The sequence below is a fragment of the Nitratireductor sp. CH_MIT9313-5 genome, from assembly GCF_037029545.1.
Classification (GTDB): domain Bacteria; phylum Pseudomonadota; class Alphaproteobacteria; order Rhizobiales; family Rhizobiaceae; genus Chelativorans.
Map to the genome: position 1 here is coordinate 113,433 of NZ_JAYMER010000014.1, position 16,914 is coordinate 130,346.

Annotated in this window: 16 protein-coding genes and 1 tRNA gene; 8 read left to right on the forward strand and 9 right to left on the reverse strand. The window is 60.6% G+C overall.

Annotation, left to right across the window (positions count from 1 at the left end; translation table 11 throughout):
- Complete coding sequence (gene sfsA, locus WA367_RS08095; RefSeq protein WP_336056283.1) at positions 1–702, reverse strand: DNA/RNA nuclease SfsA; 702 nt, start codon at positions 700–702, stop codon at positions 1–3.
- Entirely contained in the window at positions 699–1,640 is a 942-nt protein-coding gene (locus WA367_RS08100) for a hypothetical protein (protein ID WP_336056284.1), read from the reverse strand. The genes sfsA and WA367_RS08100 overlap by 4 nt, the downstream gene beginning before the upstream one ends.
- A gap of 193 nt (positions 1,641–1,833) precedes the next feature.
- Here WA367_RS08100 and WA367_RS08105 point away from each other — a divergent pair, with 193 nt between their 5' ends.
- From WA367_RS08105 to WA367_RS08115, 3 genes are all read left to right on the forward strand, one after another.
- On the forward strand, positions 1,834–3,444 hold the full coding sequence (locus WA367_RS08105; protein WP_336056285.1) for a GMC family oxidoreductase: 1,611 nt from the start codon (positions 1,834–1,836) through the stop codon (positions 3,442–3,444).
- A gap of 137 nt (positions 3,445–3,581) precedes the next feature.
- Complete coding sequence (locus tag WA367_RS08110) at positions 3,582–3,770, forward strand: hypothetical protein (protein WP_336056286.1); 189 nt, start codon at positions 3,582–3,584, stop codon at positions 3,768–3,770.
- Between the two features lie 103 nt (positions 3,771–3,873).
- Positions 3,874–4,095 carry a hypothetical protein gene (locus WA367_RS08115; protein WP_336056287.1) on the forward strand — a complete coding sequence of 74 codons (222 nt, stop codon included), beginning with the start codon at positions 3,874–3,876 and terminating at the stop codon, positions 4,093–4,095.
- A 41-nt stretch (positions 4,096–4,136) separates the two neighbouring features.
- On the opposite strand, the gene WA367_RS08120 is transcribed toward WA367_RS08115, so the two are convergent.
- The 4 genes from WA367_RS08120 to WA367_RS08135 form a co-directional block, all read right to left on the reverse strand.
- A tRNA-Glu gene (locus WA367_RS08120) sits at positions 4,137–4,212 on the reverse strand.
- Positions 4,213–4,377: 165 nt separating this feature from the next.
- Positions 4,378–5,058, reverse strand: coding sequence for a class I SAM-dependent methyltransferase (locus tag WA367_RS08125; RefSeq protein WP_336056288.1), 681 nt, complete (start codon positions 5,056–5,058; stop codon positions 4,378–4,380).
- Between the two features lie 69 nt (positions 5,059–5,127).
- The gene (locus WA367_RS08130) at positions 5,128–6,261 is read right to left on the reverse strand and encodes a D-Ala-D-Ala carboxypeptidase family metallohydrolase (protein ID WP_336056289.1); all 1,134 of its coding nucleotides are present in this window, start codon (positions 6,259–6,261) and stop codon (positions 5,128–5,130) included.
- Positions 6,262–6,436: 175 nt separating this feature from the next.
- A complete protein-coding gene (locus WA367_RS08135) occupies positions 6,437–8,251 on the reverse strand; it encodes a PHA/PHB synthase family protein (RefSeq protein ID WP_336056290.1) in 1,815 nt (604 codons plus the stop codon).
- Positions 8,252–8,349: 98 nt separating this feature from the next.
- Between WA367_RS08135 and WA367_RS08140 the strand changes: the two genes are divergently transcribed.
- The 5 genes from WA367_RS08140 to recJ all read left to right on the forward strand — a co-directional run bounded on the left by WA367_RS08140 (position 8,350) and on the right by recJ (position 14,714).
- Positions 8,350–8,724: a hypothetical protein gene (locus WA367_RS08140; protein ID WP_336056291.1), complete on the forward strand. Its 375-nt coding sequence runs from the start codon at positions 8,350–8,352 to the stop codon at positions 8,722–8,724.
- A 98-nt stretch (positions 8,725–8,822) separates the two neighbouring features.
- Positions 8,823–10,040 carry an LL-diaminopimelate aminotransferase gene (locus WA367_RS08145; protein WP_336056292.1) on the forward strand — a complete coding sequence of 406 codons (1,218 nt, stop codon included), beginning with the start codon at positions 8,823–8,825 and terminating at the stop codon, positions 10,038–10,040.
- 61 nt (positions 10,041–10,101) lie between these two features.
- The gene (locus tag WA367_RS08150) at positions 10,102–11,412 is read left to right on the forward strand and encodes a homoserine dehydrogenase (RefSeq protein ID WP_336056293.1); all 1,311 of its coding nucleotides are present in this window, start codon (positions 10,102–10,104) and stop codon (positions 11,410–11,412) included.
- Positions 11,413–11,878: 466 nt separating this feature from the next.
- On the forward strand, positions 11,879–12,856 hold the full coding sequence (glpX, locus tag WA367_RS08155; RefSeq protein WP_336057070.1) for a class II fructose-bisphosphatase: 978 nt from the start codon (positions 11,879–11,881) through the stop codon (positions 12,854–12,856).
- A gap of 67 nt (positions 12,857–12,923) precedes the next feature.
- Positions 12,924–14,714: a single-stranded-DNA-specific exonuclease RecJ gene (gene recJ / locus WA367_RS08160; RefSeq protein ID WP_336056294.1), complete on the forward strand. Its 1,791-nt coding sequence runs from the start codon at positions 12,924–12,926 to the stop codon at positions 14,712–14,714.
- Here the strand turns inward: recJ and WA367_RS08165 are convergent.
- The 3 genes from WA367_RS08165 to folE form a co-directional block, all read right to left on the reverse strand.
- Positions 14,711–15,688: a patatin family protein gene (locus WA367_RS08165; protein WP_336056295.1), complete on the reverse strand. Its 978-nt coding sequence runs from the start codon at positions 15,686–15,688 to the stop codon at positions 14,711–14,713. The genes recJ and WA367_RS08165 overlap by 4 nt on opposite strands.
- 91 nt (positions 15,689–15,779) lie before the next feature.
- A complete protein-coding gene (gene hisI, locus WA367_RS08170) occupies positions 15,780–16,208 on the reverse strand; it encodes a phosphoribosyl-AMP cyclohydrolase (RefSeq protein WP_336056296.1) in 429 nt (142 codons plus the stop codon).
- A gap of 8 nt (positions 16,209–16,216) precedes the next feature.
- Positions 16,217–16,864: a GTP cyclohydrolase I FolE gene (gene folE, locus WA367_RS08175; RefSeq protein ID WP_336056297.1), complete on the reverse strand. Its 648-nt coding sequence runs from the start codon at positions 16,862–16,864 to the stop codon at positions 16,217–16,219.
- Positions 16,865–16,914: the final 50 nt, after the last annotated feature.

Sequence of the window (16,914 nt, forward strand, 5' to 3'; positions counted from 1 at the left end):
TTAAATTTCCAGTTCGATCAGGCCTTGGGGAGTGATCCCATCTGTACTGATGTGGCACCCAATTGCGAAAGCTTCAACCCCGGCAGCGCGTGCATTCGCGAAAGCTTGCGCATAGGCGGGGTCCAGATCGGCGCAAAGGCTGAAGCGGTGGCAATCCCCCCGCTGCACGACATAAAGCATGATGGCGCGAAATCCCTGCCGGCGCATTTCTGCAAGCTCGTCCAGATGCCGTGCCCCGCGTGCCGTCACCGTATCGGGAAATTCCGCCAGTCCCGCCTCGCGCATGAAGTGGACATTCTTAACCTCGACATAGGCGGAAGGCCGCTCGGGATGCTCAAGCAGGAAGTCGATGCGCGAGCGCTCGCCGTATTTCTGTTCGGGCCGGATGACCGGGTATTCGCCAAGATCACCCACAATCCCCGCCTCGATCGCTTCACGCGCGAGCCTGTTCGGCAGGCCGGTATTGATGCCCACCCAGATGCCGTCTGCCTCCACCACTTCCAGGCTGTGGGCATATTTGCGCTTCGGATTGCTTGAGCGGGATAGAAGCACGCGCGAGCCGGGCGTCGTGAGCCCCAACATGGAGCCGGTATTGGGCACGGCCACGGTGGTTTCCCTGCCGTCTTCAAGGATCACATCGGCAAGAAAGCGCTTATAGCGGCGTACAAGACGCGCCTCGATCAGCGGCGGGTCGAATTTCATGAGGTCTGCCTTGCGGTCACGCGTCGGTAGATTCGTCCCATCATCATGGGGGTGAGATACATCGGCACCTGAAAGCAGCCAATGAACAGGAGCAGCGGGTCCGTGACGGCTGCCGGCAAAGCCGTCAGGAAAAGCGCGATATTGCGATTGCCTGCGGCAATGGCAAAGGCAACGGCATCAGCACCGTTGAAGAAGCGCCGCGCCACGATCAGCGCTGCGATCTGCAGGAGCAGATTGGCCGCAAAGGCCACCGCCATGTTGAACGCCAATGCACGCGGATCTTCAAACAGCGCTTCTCCGACAGCCGACATCAGCCCCACAACGACGGCCGCCATGAGAATCGCTGACAGGCCGTCTATCATGCGCGTCTGGTTTTGATCGGGGTCGGGCAGGAACTTTGCGCGAACGGCAAAGGCTGCTGTTACCGCAACCGCGATGACGGCGAGAAGCCGCGCTGCCGCCGCGAAGATTTCGGCGGGTGTTCCCAGAGCCGGGCTTAGCCAGAAAACGGGGATGGCTGTGAGCGGCAGGATCGCCGTCGCCACGGCAAGCAGCCTCAGCGACGGAGCAGGGTCCCCTCCCATGATGATCGCCAGATTGGGACTGCCCGATATCGGTGCAGCCGCAGACATGAGCATCAGCCCCAGCAGGAGAGGGCCGCTGATACCTGAAGCTGACAGCATGAAATAAAGCGCGACAGGCAGAGCCAGTTGCAGGATCAAGGCCACGCCGAGGGATCGGGAAAAATCCGCTTTGGCACCGATAAGGCGCTTTGGCCCCACCCGCAGGGCAGCCAGAAAAAGCATGGCCGCGATCATCTCCGCAATCCACGGCTTTGCCATCAAGGCGAGGGTGGGAGAGGCAATGCCGATGAGCAGTCCGGCCACGAGGAGCCAATGGGCCTGTCGCGCTGCCCGGTCCAGAACTGCCAGAGCCATTCGTGCTGCCTTCGTCGCTGCCTTGAATAAATGTCGCTGCCTTTATCATGCCCGCAGCAGATGCCGTCAAACCGCAAGCCGCCTCTGTCCATCAGGTGCACAGCGGCTGGACCACAAGTGGCTTTGTCTTTTCGTCGGCAATTAAGCTGCTACTGTGCCTGACACGCAGATGTCGGGGGGGAGAAAGGCATTCATGCGCGAAGAGGGAGAGTTCGACTATATTATCGTCGGCGCAGGGTCAGCGGGTTGCGTCCTTGCCAATCGGCTGAGCCGCGACCCGCGCAACAGGGTCCTGCTGCTCGAAGCAGGTGGAAGCGCGCGCTATCACTGGATCGATATTCCCATCGGTTATCTCTTCTGCATGGGCAATCCACGCACGGACTGGATGCTGAAGACGGAGGCCGAGAACGGCCTTAACGGGCGCAGCCTCAACTATCCGCGTGGCAAGGTCCTTGGCGGCTGCTCTGCCATCAACGGCATGATCTATATGCGTGGACAGGCCGCCGATTACGATGGCTGGCGTCAACAGGGAAATGTAGGCTGGGGATGGGACGATGTGCTGCCTTATTTCCTGCGCCACGAGGACTATCACGGCGGCGTCTCACCGCATCACGGGGCAGGTGGAGAGTGGCGCGTTGAGCGACAACGGCTCTCATGGCCGATCCTGGATGCATTTCGCGATGCCGCCGAAGAGCTGGGCATTCCAAGGAGCGACGACTTCAATACCGGCACGAATGAAGGCTCTGGCTATTTCGAGGTCAACCAGCGCGGCGGTGTGCGCTGGCACGCTGCGAAAGCCTTTCTCAAACCCGCACTTGGCCGCGACAATCTGCTTGTCCTGACCGGCTCGGAGGTTCGGGAGGTCATATTGGAGGGGCGGCAGGCGACAGGTATTCTCTTTCGCCGCAAGGGCCAGTTATGCATCGCGCGTGCAAAGGGAGAGGTGATCCTTTCGGCTGGTGCCGTCAACACGCCAAAGCTTCTGGAGCTTTCGGGCATAGGCCATCCGAATGTTCTCTCACGCCTTGGATTGCGTTTGCGCCACGCATTGAACGGTGTGGGCGAAAATCTGCAGGACCACCTTCAGATACGCAGCGTCTACCGAATTTCCAATGCACTCACGCTTAATCAGCGAGCCGCCGGTCTCGTTGGCAAGACGGGGCTTGCACTCGAATATCTGCTGAAGCGTTCCGGACCTCTCTCGATGGCTCCAAGCCAGCTTGGCATATTCACCCGCAGCGATCCCCGCATGGAAACACCTGACCTGGAATATCACGTCCAGCCTCTCAGCACCGATCGACTTGGCGAGCCGCTTCATCCTTTCCCCGCTGTCACGGCCTCTGTCTGTCATCTGCGACCGCAAAGCCGCGGCAGCGTCCATGCACGCTCCGCAGATCCCGCGGCACCCGCCGAAATCCGGCCGAACTATCTGAGCGATCCGGAAGACCGTGAGGTGGCACTGAAGGCAATCCGCCTGACCCGAAGGCTCATGAGGGCGCAGGCTTTGAAGCCCTATGAGCCGCTGGAGCTTCTTCCCGGCCCTGACATCGAGGATGACGAGACACTGCTGGCGCGCATTGGCGATATTGCGACCACGATATTTCATCCCGTCGGTACCGCTCGCATGGGGCAGGGGGATGATGCCGTGGTGGACGAGCGCCTGCGCGTGCACGGGCTTGGAGCTCTGCGCGTCGTCGATGCGTCGGTCATGCCGAACATCGTGTCCGGCAACACCGCGGCACCTGTCATGATGATTGCGGAGAAGGCCGCCGAGATGATTGTGGAGGACGCCCGTACCGGCTGAGCCACAGGCAGCCAACGGGAGTGCCAGTCAATTCACCGCATGTGCGTGGGTGAAACTGTTGCCTACGATATCGAACAATCCGCGAGACAGCGCCGGGGTACCCAGGCGCATGGCTACTTAAAACCGGGAGGGGTTCGATGAAGAGAATCTACGACGCGATCCTGTGGCTGTTCATTTTTCCCGGTGATCTGGTTTCGGACTGGCTTGGCATCTCGCGGGAGGAAAACCGCGACCTCGTACGCATGCTCGTGAACTCGCTGTTCTGGATCTTCGTCGCGATCATCGGCCTTGCCATCTGGACATCCGGACTGCCGATGTACCAGTAGTTGCCCAAGTCCGCCGAACTGCTTCAGCGCCCCCAAACGCAACTTTTGTGCCCAAAACTGCGTTCACCTGCCATGCATGCGTGCATGTGAAGTGGAGGCCCAAATGGGAAATGAGTTCCCCGACTATGTCTGTGTCGACGATGGAAAGGGCGCCTGGTCGGTGATCGATACGCAAACCGGGCAGGTCGCGCAGATCGACAACAATCCGCTGCAGGACCTGCCTTGGGAGAGGGCGGATGTGGTGCGGCGCACCCTGTCGCAGATCCGGCGGACCGGGCGTGACCGGACATTCGGAAGATCGCCAAAGGCGAAGCGGGACAGCTAGCAGCTGTCGCCGAGAAGTCTGCTTTTTCGGGAATTAAATCTTGGTACGCCCAACGGGACTCGAACCCGTGTTTCCGCCGTGAAAGGGCGGCGTCCTAGACCGCTAGACGATGGGCGCGCTCAAGACGAGGTGGCTTATAGTGGGGTTCTTTTCGGTCGGCAACCCGGTTTGAAGCCTCTGTGACAAATTTTTTTGCCAGCAGCGATTTATTATGGCGCAACCCCGCAGAAACCGGGGGCGGAACTGCTGTGGAAATTGCTCTGGCGCAGCGCAAGAGAGCCATCAGCCTGCCCGCGCGACCCATCCCTTGAAGGTGAAGGCGGCATAGAACAACTCGATATCCGCGAATCCGGCTTCTCTCAGCAGTGATTCATCTTCTCCTGGCGAAAGGGCGGGAAGCTGCTTCTTCATGACCTCGATCATTGCCTCCGCTTTGGCCGGGTCGAAGCCGCCCGAGACAAGAAGCGCGGCATTGCGTTGCAGCCACCGATCTTGCCCGCCGTCCTCTTTCGGAAAACTGTGATGCGCGACAATCAGCGGCGCACCTGTTCTAAGCCTTCGGCGCATTTGTCGAAGCGTTTCCAGACGAAGCTCACGCTCGAGAAAATGAAGTGTCAGAAGGCAGGCTGCACCATCATAAGCACCGTCGGGTGCATCTTCGATATAGCCTTTCGTGAGTTCGACGCGTTGCATGTTTTCCGTACCCACGGTCGCACGCGCCAGATCGAGCATCTCGGCAGACGGGTCAACACCATGAAAGCGCCAGCCGGGATGCATTTCGGCAAACGCCTTTAGTTCCAAGCCGCCGCCGGCACCCAGAACCAGTATGTCTGCTTCCGACCGCTGATTTTCAGCCAAAAGCAAACCTGCCATACGCTGCATGTCCCGCACTCCGGGCACATGCCTCTCAACGCGAGCGATATAGCTTTCGACTTCCTTGGGAATTGAAAAATCAGGCGGCATGCCAGCTTCCCTGGGGTGGATCGGCAAGGCTTCGGCAAGTTCGGTATCAGCCGCTACTCTTAACGTCGTTCAGCGCTTGCGACGGCAGCGCCAGTTCCAGTCGCGCTCAGGCCCGATATCCACATGAACCGAATTGGTATGGCAATAGGTGCCAACACCGCCACGACCAGGTAGGGAACGCGCATATTTGGCGAGATCCCACTTGCTGACGCCTTTGACCTGAATGTCCACGGCCGCACAATACATGTGAAGCGAGTTGCGCGCGCCGCGAACCTTCTTGTTATAGCTTGGGCTGCGGTAACCAGATGTAACGATCGCGCGGCTGCCGAAGCGCTGTTCGATCTGTCGAACCATCTTCACCAGCGCCGGCTTCAGGCAGGAAACGTCAACGCTCTCACGCTGTTTAAGCAAGCCATTGGGCGCAAGGCGTGCAAGGCCGGCTGCCGAGGCCACCTGAATGGGAGCTTCCGATTCGTAAAGGTCCAGATCGCTGTCGTCATCGACATTGGCTTTTCGGCTGATTTCGAAAAGCTGTCCTCCCTGTCGCACACCTGGAAGGATGCCGTCGGATCCGCCATCTTCGGGCGAAGATAGCTGGATAAGAGGCTTTGCCGGTTCCTGCGGCTTCTCGGGTGCTGGTTTGGCGGCAGCCAGAAGAGGCTGTGTCGCCTGTGTCTTCGCATTGGCCGACGTTGAGGAGAAGAAGGAGGAGAGGAAGCCTCGCTTCTTTTGTTCTGAAAGCTCTGCCGCCAGCTTGCTTTCTTCCGCCGCATCGCCAGCATCATCTGCGACTTCTGAGACTGCTTCCGCAGCTTCACTCGGAGAAGGTGCTTCGGATGAGGTAGCCACCTCGGACACTTGCTCCGCAGTCGGTTCTTCCGGCGTCACAGCCTCATTGGCCACTGTCGCTTGCGGTGCGGCCTCCGCAGATTCTGCCTCTTCCTGAGGGCGCGCTGAGGGTACGACCTCGGCAGTGGCAAAACCCTGTTCGACAACCTGTGAGGGGGTAAGATCAGCGCCACCGGAAAGCAGCGAGCGTTCACCGGAGGTCTCGACCGCGCCATTCTCGGGCAGAAGCCCAAGTTGGGCGGGAGAATCGATGCCGGCTGAACAGGACGCCAGAAGGAGGGACGCCAGAGCCACGCCTGCAAGCAGACGCGTATTCGCTTTTCCGGCTTTGAAACGCGAATTGACCAAGGCCAAACGGCTTTCCTCTCAGCTTTCAACAAGCGGGAAAATGCGCCCCCGCGACATCGTGGCAGTGCATTACGCACCGAACGGTTACGAACTGGTAACCAATCTCTCCGGTTGCTGCAACACGCCCGCAAAAAACGGCAGGTTTTAGGCAAGGCTCGCGCAAGCTTCAAACCTGTGGCAATCACACCCGGATGCGCACATAGCTGCCGGGTGCGTTTTCAAGCTTTTCATCGGCGGAAGTGAATGGTCTGGGTTGCGTTCGTTCGTCATTTTGCGCTTCCACCCATTGTTGCCAATGCGGCCACCAGGAGCCTTCGGTCTCTTCCGCCGTTTCCAGCCAGCGCTCGAATCCCTCGTCGTGAACCTCTCCGATCCAGTAGTGATATTTGCGCTGGGAAGGCGGGTTGACCACACCTGCAATGTGCCCGGAGCCGGAAAGCACGAACTCCACCGGCCCGCCGAACAACCGGCTGCCATTGTAGACCGACAGGGCCGGCGCAATATGGTCGTCGGCTGTCGCCAGGTTGAAGATCGGTATCTTAACGCTGGAAAGCTTCAGCTTGCGTCCGCGCAGCTCCGCCCGGCCCCGAGACAGATTGTTCTCCAGATAGCAGTTGCGCAAATAATAGGTGTGGTTCGCCGCCGCCAGATTGGTGGAATCAGAATTCCAGTAAAGCATGTCGAAGGGCAGGGGCGGTTCGCCCCGCATGTAGTTGTTGACCACATAGGGCCAGATGAGATCGCGGGCGCGCAGCATGTTGAAGGCCATGGCAATGCGCCCGCCCTCCAGATAGCCCTTGCGCTCCATGGCCTCTTCCAGGGCCTGCAACTGCTCCTCGTCGATGAAGACCTTGAGGTCGCCCGCATCGGCGAAATCGACCTGCGTGGTGAGAAGCGTGGCCGACGCGATGCGTTTATCGCCCGTGTCCGCCATCAGGGCCAGTGCTGCTGAAAGCAGGGTGCCACCGACGCAATAGCCGATGGCATTGACCTCGTCCTCGCCGGTGCGCGCCTTGATCGTGTCCAGCGCAAACTCGATGCCCTCGGCTATGTAGGCATCCCAGTCCTTCGCACGATGGCTTTCATCGGGATTCACCCAGGAGATCACGAAAACCGTATGCCCCTGTGATATCGCCCAGCGAATGAATGAGCGCTTCTCGTTGAGGTCGAGAATGTAGAACTTGTTGATCCATGGCGGCACGATCAGGAGAGGGCGCTTCAACACGGTCTGGGTTGTCGGCGCGTACTGGATGATTTCGGCCAGCTCATTGCGGGCGACGACCTTGCCCGGCGTCGTGGCAAGATTTTCACCAACTTCGAAAGCTCCCAGATCCGACTGGCGCAGCCGGGGAATGCCGCCGCCCTTTTGCAGATCCTCGGCAAACATCTCCATGCCGCGAACTAGGTTCTCGCCATTGCTTCTGAGCGTTTCGCGCAGCACGGCGGGATTGGTCACGACGAAATTGGTCGGCGCCATCGCGTCCACGATCTGGCGCACATAGAAGCGCGCTTTCAGCCGGGTCAGATCGTCAAGCGTATCTGCCCTCTCGACAAGCTCCTCTGCCCAGCGAGCTGTGACTTCATAGATCTGGCGCAGAAAGGAGAAGAACGGATTCTGTACCCATTCGGGGTCGTGAAACCGCTTGTCGGGCCGCTTTGTATCGGGTTTGTCCGGCTCGGCCTGGCCGGTCAGCTCCTGCATGGAGCGCATCCATACGCCCATATAGGCGGTGAAAAGCCGCGTCTGCGCCTCGAAACTGCGGGAGGGTTCTCCAAACCAGTATTGGCCAAGCGCACCAAAGACGCGCAGCATGTCGGCGAAGGGATCAAAGCTGGAATCGCTGACCATCCCGCTCTCACGAGCCCGGCTCCAGAAACCCGCAGCCTTGCCAGCTTCTTCTATCGTGCGCGCAAGATTGGCGGCCAGCTTTTCCGGATCGCGCATGAAGAACGGATCCTGATCCGCGCCACCTGCTTTCCTGCCGTCGTCATTCATATTCGCGCTGGACCTCGCTCGGGCGCCATGTTGACATATTGAAGCAAAAGGAGTCTCTCCTTCGTCAGGCACAGTAGTGCGCGCATCGGGAAAACAATATGAAAATCGCTGCAAGACGCGCAAATTTAACACGAATTGCCGCTCTGGCCGCCATTGCGGCAGTGCTTCCGGCGCTGAGCGCCTGTGGTGGAGCGAATCTTGCCGATGCCGCACCGGATGCAGCCCTTCAGCCTGGTTACGCAACGCAGCCCGATGGCTATCCCAATCTCAACGTCGCGCCGGTTGCCGCAACGAACCAGATCGACGATGCCGAGCGTGCAGCGCTTGCGGCGGAGCTGGAAACGGCACGGCGAGCGCAGGCAGGTGGCCCTTCGGCAGCCGCGGCCCGCGCAGAGCAGGCCCGCCTTCGTCGCCTCGCGCGCAGCCATGCCGGCGCAAAGCTGACCCAGATCGAGGCGACCCAGGGGCAATAATTTACCCCTCCGCCGAACGCTGACGCCTTCAAACGCCCTATCTCGCATGGCGCCGAAGGCGTATAAGAAGCATGAAATCACCACCACGGAAGACCATCATGGAAGAGTTTCACAAGGTCCGCAGGCTCCCGCCTTATGTGTTCGAGCAGGTTAACCGGCTCAAGGCGAGCGCGCGTTCGCGTGGTGCAGACATCATCGATCTTGGCATGGGCAATCCCGATCTGCCGACGCCCCAGTCCATCGTGGACAAGCTGTGCGATGTGGTGAAGGACCCGCGCACCCACCGCTACTCCTCCTCACGCGGCATTCCCGGCCTGCGCCGTGCACAGGCGGCCTATTACGCCCGGCGTTTTGGCGTGAAGCTTGACCCCGAAACGCAGATCGTAGCCACGCTCGGCTCAAAGGAAGGTTTCGCCAATATGGCGCAGGCTATCACCGCGCCAGGCGACGTGGTGTTGTGTCCGAACCCCACATACCCGATTCATGCTTTCGGCTTCATCATGTCGGGAGGAGTCATCCGCTCCATGCAGGCCGAACCCGACGACGGCTTCATTCCTGCGCTTGAGCGCGCTGTGCGCCATTCAATCCCCAAGCCGCTCGCGCTTATCCTGAACTACCCGGCCAATCCGACGGCCTTCACGGCTGATCTGGATTTCTACAAGGACGTGGTGGCGTTTGCGCGCAAGCACGACATCATCATCCTGTCGGATCTGGCCTATTCGGAGATATATTTCGACGGCAACCCGCCACCTTCGGTGTTGCAGGTGCCGGGCGCCATGGATGTTGCGGTGGAATTCACCTCCATGTCCAAGACCTTCTCCATGCCCGGATGGCGCATGGGCTTTGCGGTGGGCAATGAGCGGCTGATCGCGGCATTGTCGCGGGTGAAATCCTATCTGGATTACGGTGCTTTCACCCCCATTCAGGTTGCCGCGGCAGCAGCTTTGAATTCGGACGGCACTGAGATCGAGGAAGTGCGCCAGATCTATCATCGCCGCCGCGATGTGCTGGTCGATTCCTTCGCGCGCGCCGGCTGGGATGTTCCGCCGCCGCCTGCCACCATGTTTGCCTGGGCACCAATCCCCGAGCCTTTCCGCGCGATGGGATCACTGGAGTTTTCCAAGCTGCTCGTCGAAAAGGCTGATGTGGCCGTCGCTCCCGGCGTCGGTTTCGGCGAGCATGGCGACGACTATGTTCGCATCGCCCTTGTGGAAAACGAGCATCGCATCCGTCAGGCAGCCCGCTCCATCAAGCGCTTCCTTGCATCTGCAAGCGAAAGCGCAGACAACGTCGTTTCGCTCGCCGCGCGTCGCTAGACGTGGCGCCGGCAAGCTCCATCAATTTGCAATAACCTGAAGAACTGGAGGGACATCCCCCATGGCAGACGCCTTGCGCATTGGAATCGCCGGCCTTGGTACCGTTGGGGCCAGCGTCATTCGAATGCTTGAAGCAAAGGCGGAAGAGCTGACCCGCCAGTGCGGACGCGAGATCGTCGTTGCCGGCGTCAGCGCCCGCGACCGCAATCGCGACCGCGGCGTGGATGTTTCAAAAGCCAGGTGGTTCGATGACCCGGTCGAGCTGGCACGCTCGCAGGACATAGAGGTCTTTGTCGAGCTGATTGGCGGTGAGGATGGCCCCGCACGTGCATCCGTCAAGGCCGCGCTCGAAGCGGGCAAGCATGTCGTGACCGCCAACAAGGCGCTTCTGTCGCGCCACGGCGTATCACTGGCGGCAGCCGCGGAAAAGAAGGGCGTTCTGCTGAATTACGAGGCCGCTGTCGCAGGCGGTATTCCCATCATCAAGACCATGCGCGAGGCGCTGGCCGGCAATCAGGTCAGCCGCGTCTTCGGCATCATGAACGGCACTTGCAACTACATCCTCACAAGGATGGAAGCCGAGGGGATTTCCTTCGAGGATTGCCTGAAAGACGCGCAGCGTCTCGGCTACGCTGAAGCCGACCCGACCTTCGATATTGAAGGTCACGACACGGCCCACAAGCTGTCGATCCTGACCAGCCTTGCCTTCGGCTGCAAGATTTCCGCCGATGACATCTATATGGAAGGCATTTCCAACATCACCCAGGCGGATATTCGCGCGGCTTCCGATCTCGGTTTCCGCATCAAGCTTCTGGGCGTTGCGGTGAAGACCGACAGCGGCATTGAGCAGCGTGTGCATCCCACCATGGTGCCCACCAGTTCTGTCATCGCGCAGGTTCACGGTGTCACCAATGCGGTCGCGGTCGAGACCGACTATCTCGGCGAACTCCTTCTGACAGGACCGGGTGCGGGCGGCGACGCGACCGCCTCGGCCGTCACCGGCGATATCGCCGACATCGCCAAGAGCCGCCCCGGCTTCCAGCACGGCCCCGTTTTCGGCTGGCCTGCTAAGGAACTCGCCCCTTACAAACGCGCCCGCATGCGCTCCCATGCGGGCGGCTACTTCATCCGCCTGACCGTCCACGACCGCACCGGCGTCTTCGCCGCAATCGCCAAGCGCATGGCCGACAGCGAGATTTCGCTGGAATCCATCGTCCAGCACGGCGACGCCACCGCCGAGCAGCACAAGACGGTGATCCTCGTCACGCACGAAACCACCGAAGCCGCCGTGCGCAAGGCCGTCGACGGCATCACCAAGGACGGTCACCTCGTCGACAAGGCACAGGTCATCCGCATCGAGCGCGCGGCCTGATCCAACAGGACCTCCCGGAAACCTGCGCTATCTCGGCAGATCGGGGAGGAGCGGGGGGCTCGGTTCTTGCTCCATTCGGCCGGGACGACGCGAATGGCACGCCCATCTCCCGTCATCCCGGAAGCCGCTAGGCTATCCGGGACCCATTGGCAGAACGTCATAGAGCGGGGCCCGGTCCTCGCCTAAGCCCCTGCCACAACCACCTGCCCCTTCTGCGGATACCGGCCCAGCCTCTCATTAGGTCCCGGCTCTCGCTCCGCTCGGCCGGGATGACGGAAGGTGCGGGGAAGGCCGCCATTCACCATTCACCATTCCCCACCTCCCACCCGCATCTAATCGATTCATAACTGTTGCCAACAGGCGCTGGCACTTGCCGTGCAACCTGCTCTTTGTCAGAAGGAACCCGAATGCGTGCAGCTGCTTGAAGAGCAGGATTGCCATCTGGAGAACCAAGGACATGACCTTTATGCCCAAGACCCCACAGGCCGGCCTGGACCGGATTCTCACCCTTGAGCTTGTCCGCGTGACCGAGCGTGCTGCCGTGGCTGCGGCACGACTGCGGGGGCGTGGTGATGAGAAGGCGGCCGACCAGGTGGCGGTGGACGCCATGCGTTCGGAGCTGAACCGACTGCCGATCCAGGGAACGGTGGTGATCGGCGAAGGCGAGCGCGACGAGGCGCCGATGCTTTATATCGGCGAAGAGGTCGGCGTGGGCGAGGGGCCCGAGGTCGATATCGCGCTTGATCCGCTCGAGGGGACCACGATCTGCGCGAAGAACCTGCCGAACTCCTTGGCCGTCATCGCGATCGCCGAGCGCGGCAGCCTGCTTTATGCGCCGGATGTTTACATGGAAAAGATCGCGGTCGGCCCGGGCTACCCCGAAGGCATTGTTGATCTCGACGCGCCTGCGGCAGAGAATATCGAGGCAGTGGCCAAGGCCAAGGGCGTACCGGTTTCGGAGATCACCGCATGCATTCTCGACCGTCCACGCCATGCGCGCCTGATCGAGGAAGTGCGCGCGACCGGTGCTGCCATCCGCCTTATTGGTGATGGTGACGTGGCGGGTGTGATCCACACCACCGACCCGGACGAGACCGGCATCGACATCTATATGGGCATCGGCGGCGCGCCTGAAGGCGTATTGGCAGCCGCTGCCTTGCGCTGCATTGGCGGCCAGATGCAGGGACGCCTGCAGCTCAACACCGAGGAAAAGGTGGCACGTGCTGCCAAGATGGGCATTTCCGATCCGGCCAAGGTCTACCGCATGGAAGAAATGGCCTCCGGCGACGTGCTCTTTGCGGCGACCGGTGTCACCGACGGCAATCTGCTGGCCGGCGTGAAATTCGCCCGCGATTCCATCCAGACCCATACGATCGTGATGCGCTCGTCTTCGGGCACGGTGCGTGAGATCAAGGCGCGCCACCAGGACCTCGACAAGTTCTGATCGAGAGCCGGACTTGCAATTGCGCCCGTCAGCTTTCACATGACCATCTGGAAAAGGTGGTGGTGAAGTGACGGGCGAAAAGCGCTTCTTTCTCGATGTGAAGAAATCCGCGCGCGGGATGGGCTGGGTGCACCGGCTCGATCCGCGGGCGGAAAATGCGGCTCTTGCCATGGCGCAAAGCCATGGCCTGCCGGATATCGTGGCGCGTGTATTGGCAGGGCGTGGCGTCGGGGTCGATGATGCAACTGGCTTCCTTGCTCCATCCATCCGCGATCTTCTGCCCGATCCCTCATCACTGACCGATATGGATGCGGCAGCCTCCCGCATCGCTGACGCCGTCTTGCGACGCGAAAAGGTGGCGATTTTTGGTGACTATGACGTGGACGGCGCGGTTTCATCGGCCATGATGAAGCTGTTCCTGAAGCATCACGGCATTTCCGGCGAAATATACATTCCCGACCGTATATTCGAAGGCTACGGACCCAATCCGGATGCCATGCGCGATCTTGCCTCCCGCGCTTCCCTGATCGTCACGGTCGATTGCGGGACAAACAGCGCGGAAGCCATTGCAGCGGCACGTGATGCTGGGGCGGATGTGGTCGTGCTCGACCACCACCAGGTAGGTGGCGCGCTTCCCGAAGGCGTGCCGGTGGTCAATCCCAATCGCGAAGATGATCTTTCCGGGCAGGGGCATCTCTGCGCGGCCGGCGTGGTTTTCCTGACCTTGGTGCGCACCACCCGCGTCCTGCGCGAACGCCAATGCGCGACCTCGCCTTATGACATGCTGTCCATGCTCGACCTTGTGGCGATGGCCACAGTTTGTGACGTGGTACCGCTGGTTGGCGTCAACCGGGCCTTCGTGGTGAAGGGACTTCTGGCTGCCCGCCAGATGAAGTCTCCGGGCATGACAGCGCTCTCGCGCGTCTCCCGCATTGGCGAACCGCTGAACCCCTATCACTTCGGTTTCCTGCTCGGCCCGCGCATCAATGCCGGTGGACGTATTGGCAATGCCGCGCTTGGCTCCACATTGCTTTGCTGCGACGAGGCAGGCGAGGCCGATCAGATTGCCCAGACGCTCGACCGGCTGAACCAGGAGCGCCAGGCGATGGAAACCCAGATGCTTGCACAGGCGAAGGAAGAAGCCGATGCCGAGCTTGCCCATGGGGACGGACCGGCAGTGCTGGTGACTGCCAGCGACCAGTGGCATCCCGGCATTGTCGGCCTGATCGCCTCAAGACTGAAGGACCACGCCCGCCGCCCGACATTCGCGATCCATTTCGACGTCAATGGCAAGGGCACAGGCTCGGGTCGTTCCATATCCGGGTTTGACCTCGGCAAGCTGGTGCGCGAGGCCGTTGAGGAAAGGCTTCTCGTGAAGGGCGGCGGTCATGCCATGGCCGCTGGCATTACCGTCGAGAAGCAGAAGCTGGGCGATCTGCGTGCCTTTTTCCACGAAAAGGCGGAAAACTCTGTCTCGAAACTGCGCGATGCCGAGTGCCTGAAGATCGATGCCGCCCTTGCTGCAAATGGCGCGACCATCGAGCTTTACGAGCGGCTTGAGGCGGCGGGACCCTTCGGTGCGGGACATCCCGCACCCATCATCGCCGTTCCTCGCCACCGCATTTCCGATGTTCGGGTGGTCGGCAATGGACATGTGAAGGTGGAACTGCAATCGCAATCAGGCGCAAGGCTTCCGGCAATCGCCTTTCGCGCTGCTGAAAGCGATCTGGGTCAATTCCTGCTGCCGCGCCGGGGTGCCACGATCCACGCAGCCGGCACGCTGTCGCTCAACCATTGGAATGGCACGCGCTCGGTTCAGCTTCGCCTGTTGGACGCGGCAGAAGTGGACGGGCGCTAGCCCAGAACCGTCATCAGGCGGTCCATTTCCTCCAGCTGTGCCTTGGTGGCATCATAGCCAAGCTTGATGGCCTCGTCCGCCCGATAGAATTCCGTCAGACCGATATGCCCGAGCTTGGGCTGCAGTGACAGGTCTGGCGGATCACCGGCCATGCGAGCGCGCGAAATCCGGTCCTGGATGATGTTGAAGGCTTCAACCATCACGCCCGTAATGCCAAGGCGCGCATCGCGCTGGCTGGGACCTCTGTCGACGACCAGCGGCGTCTTGGTACCGTCGGCGGGCTTGCCTTCCTTTTCTGGCAGATCGGCAGAATGCTTGATGACCGCAGCACGACCGAAAAGGTCGTAATGCAGGTTTACAGCCACCACCAACGGCTGCTCATGCGCGCGGCATACCGATACGGGAACTGGATTGACCAGCGCCCCGTCGATCAAGACGCGCTTGTTGCAGACAACCGGTTCGAATACGCCTGGCAGCGCATAGGAAGCGCGCATGGCGGTGATCAGCGAACCGGAAGAGAGCCAGATTTCATGGCCGGTGCGGATTTCCGCAGCCACGCAGACGAAAGGTTTTGAAAGATCGTCGAAGGTAATGCCTTCCAGATGCTCTTGCATCCGCGTGGTCAGCTTCATGCCGCCGAAAAGACCGCTGCCCCCGAAATTGAGATCGAGAAGGCCTAGAATGCGGCGCTTGGTCAGCGAGCGGGCAAACTCCTCGAGTTCATCAAGCTTACCGGCAAGATAGCAACCGCCAACCAGCGCACCGATCGAGGTGCCGGCGATCATGTCGATGCGCACGCCTGCTTCATCAAGTGCGCGCAAGACGCCGATATGGGCCCAGCCACGGGCAGCGCCACCACCAAGAGCAAGCGCGATGCCATGTCGCGAAGGCTTTGCCGGCTCTTGAAGATCCGGAGGCGGTTTGACCGGTTCACGTTCCACCGGTCTGTTGCGTATGGAGGCCCAGTCGAGCATCGGAAACTCCTCATCCTCGCGCAGTATAGCGCAAGGTGGTGAATGAGGGATAAACGCTCTTGATGCTATGCCGGTTGCGCTGTGGCACCCATCACTTTTGTGAAAGATGCGCTCCGCCCACAAGGCGAGGGTGGCCGTCGACGAGCTCAACCTGACGATAGAAACAGGAATGCGCGCCAGTGTGACACGAAACGCCATCTCCTTCGACATGCACCTTCAGGTGAAGGACATCCTGGTCGCAATCGCTCTCGATTGCATGGACGCGCTGCATGTTGCCGGACGTCTCACCCTTTTTCCAAAGGCTGTTGCGTGAGCGCGACCAGTAATGTGCGATGCCGGTCTCAAGCGTAAGCGCCAGTGCCTGCGCGTTCATGAAGGCAACCATCAGGAGCCGCCCGCTGTCGCTGTCGGTGACAACGGTGGTGATGAGACCTTTCTCGTCGAAACGCGGGGTGAAGTCCTGCCCCTGTTCAAGAAGTTTCTTGTCCGCAGGGGGAGGCGCAAAACCAATTTCGTTCATGCGGTCTATCAGCCCCGGATAAGCGAGAAGAAGCGCTGCTGCTCTTCGGAATTGTTTTTGAACTCGCCGGTAAAGCGCGTCGTGATCGTTGTTGAGCCCTGCTTGCGGATGCCGCGCATTGCCATGCACATATGCTCTGCCTCAACCATGACGGCGACGCCACGCGGCTTTAGGACGTCCTGGATGACGCCGGCAATCTGCGCTGTCATGGCCTCCTGCGTCTGCAGGCGGCGTGCATAGATGTCGACCACGCGGGCGATCTTAGAAAGACCGACCACCTTGCCGTCGGGCAGATAGGCGACATGGGCCTTGCCGATAATTGGCACCATGTGGTGCTCGCAATGGGAGTGGAACGACAGATCGCGCATGAGCACGATGTCGTCATAGCCCGCGACTTCCTCAAAGGTGCGACCGAGTTCTTCCGCCGCGTCCTGCTCATAGCCGGAGAACATTTCCGCATAGGCTTTCGCCACGCGCGCTGGCGTCTCGATGAGTCCTTCGCGCTTGGGGTCTTCGCCAATCCAGCGAAGAAGCGTCAGAACGGCCTTTTCCACCTCGGAACGATCCGGACGGATTGCATGCACTGTAGCAGCGGCATCAGCCGTGGCCTTGGGGGGAATCTCTGCATGTTTTTGGGATTTGAGAATTGCGTCCATAAAGGCGTCTCCCGTAGTCCCGATCGAAGCCGGGACGAGTTGAACGGTCA

Bases quoted from the DNA above. Each gene is read 5' to 3' on its own strand.
- WA367_RS08150 (WP_336056293.1), top strand. From the start codon at position 10,102: ATGGCAGACGCCTTGCGCATTGGAATCGCCGGCCTTGGTACCGTTGGG.
- WA367_RS08145 (WP_336056292.1), top strand. From the start codon at position 8,823: ATGGAAGAGTTTCACAAGGTCCGCAGGCTCCCGCCTTATGTGTTCGAG.
- WA367_RS08115 (WP_336056287.1), top strand. From the start codon at position 3,874: ATGGGAAATGAGTTCCCCGACTATGTCTGTGTCGACGATGGAAAGGGC.
- glpX (WP_336057070.1), top strand. From the start codon at position 11,879: ATGCCCAAGACCCCACAGGCCGGCCTGGACCGGATTCTCACCCTTGAG.
- WA367_RS08140 (WP_336056291.1), top strand. From the start codon at position 8,350: ATGAAAATCGCTGCAAGACGCGCAAATTTAACACGAATTGCCGCTCTG.
- WA367_RS08135 (WP_336056290.1), bottom strand. From the start codon at position 8,251: ATGAATGACGACGGCAGGAAAGCAGGTGGCGCGGATCAGGATCCGTTC.
- WA367_RS08100 (WP_336056284.1), bottom strand. From the start codon at position 1,640: ATGGCTCTGGCAGTTCTGGACCGGGCAGCGCGACAGGCCCATTGGCTC.
- sfsA (WP_336056283.1), bottom strand. From the start codon at position 702: ATGAAATTCGACCCGCCGCTGATCGAGGCGCGTCTTGTACGCCGCTAT.
- WA367_RS08105 (WP_336056285.1), top strand. From the start codon at position 1,834: ATGCGCGAAGAGGGAGAGTTCGACTATATTATCGTCGGCGCAGGGTCA.
- WA367_RS08110 (WP_336056286.1), top strand. From the start codon at position 3,582: ATGAAGAGAATCTACGACGCGATCCTGTGGCTGTTCATTTTTCCCGGT.
- WA367_RS08125 (WP_336056288.1), bottom strand. From the start codon at position 5,058: ATGCCGCCTGATTTTTCAATTCCCAAGGAAGTCGAAAGCTATATCGCT.
- folE (WP_336056297.1), bottom strand. From the start codon at position 16,864: ATGGACGCAATTCTCAAATCCCAAAAACATGCAGAGATTCCCCCCAAG.
- hisI (WP_336056296.1), bottom strand. From the start codon at position 16,208: ATGAACGAAATTGGTTTTGCGCCTCCCCCTGCGGACAAGAAACTTCTT.
- WA367_RS08165 (WP_336056295.1), bottom strand. From the start codon at position 15,688: ATGCTCGACTGGGCCTCCATACGCAACAGACCGGTGGAACGTGAACCG.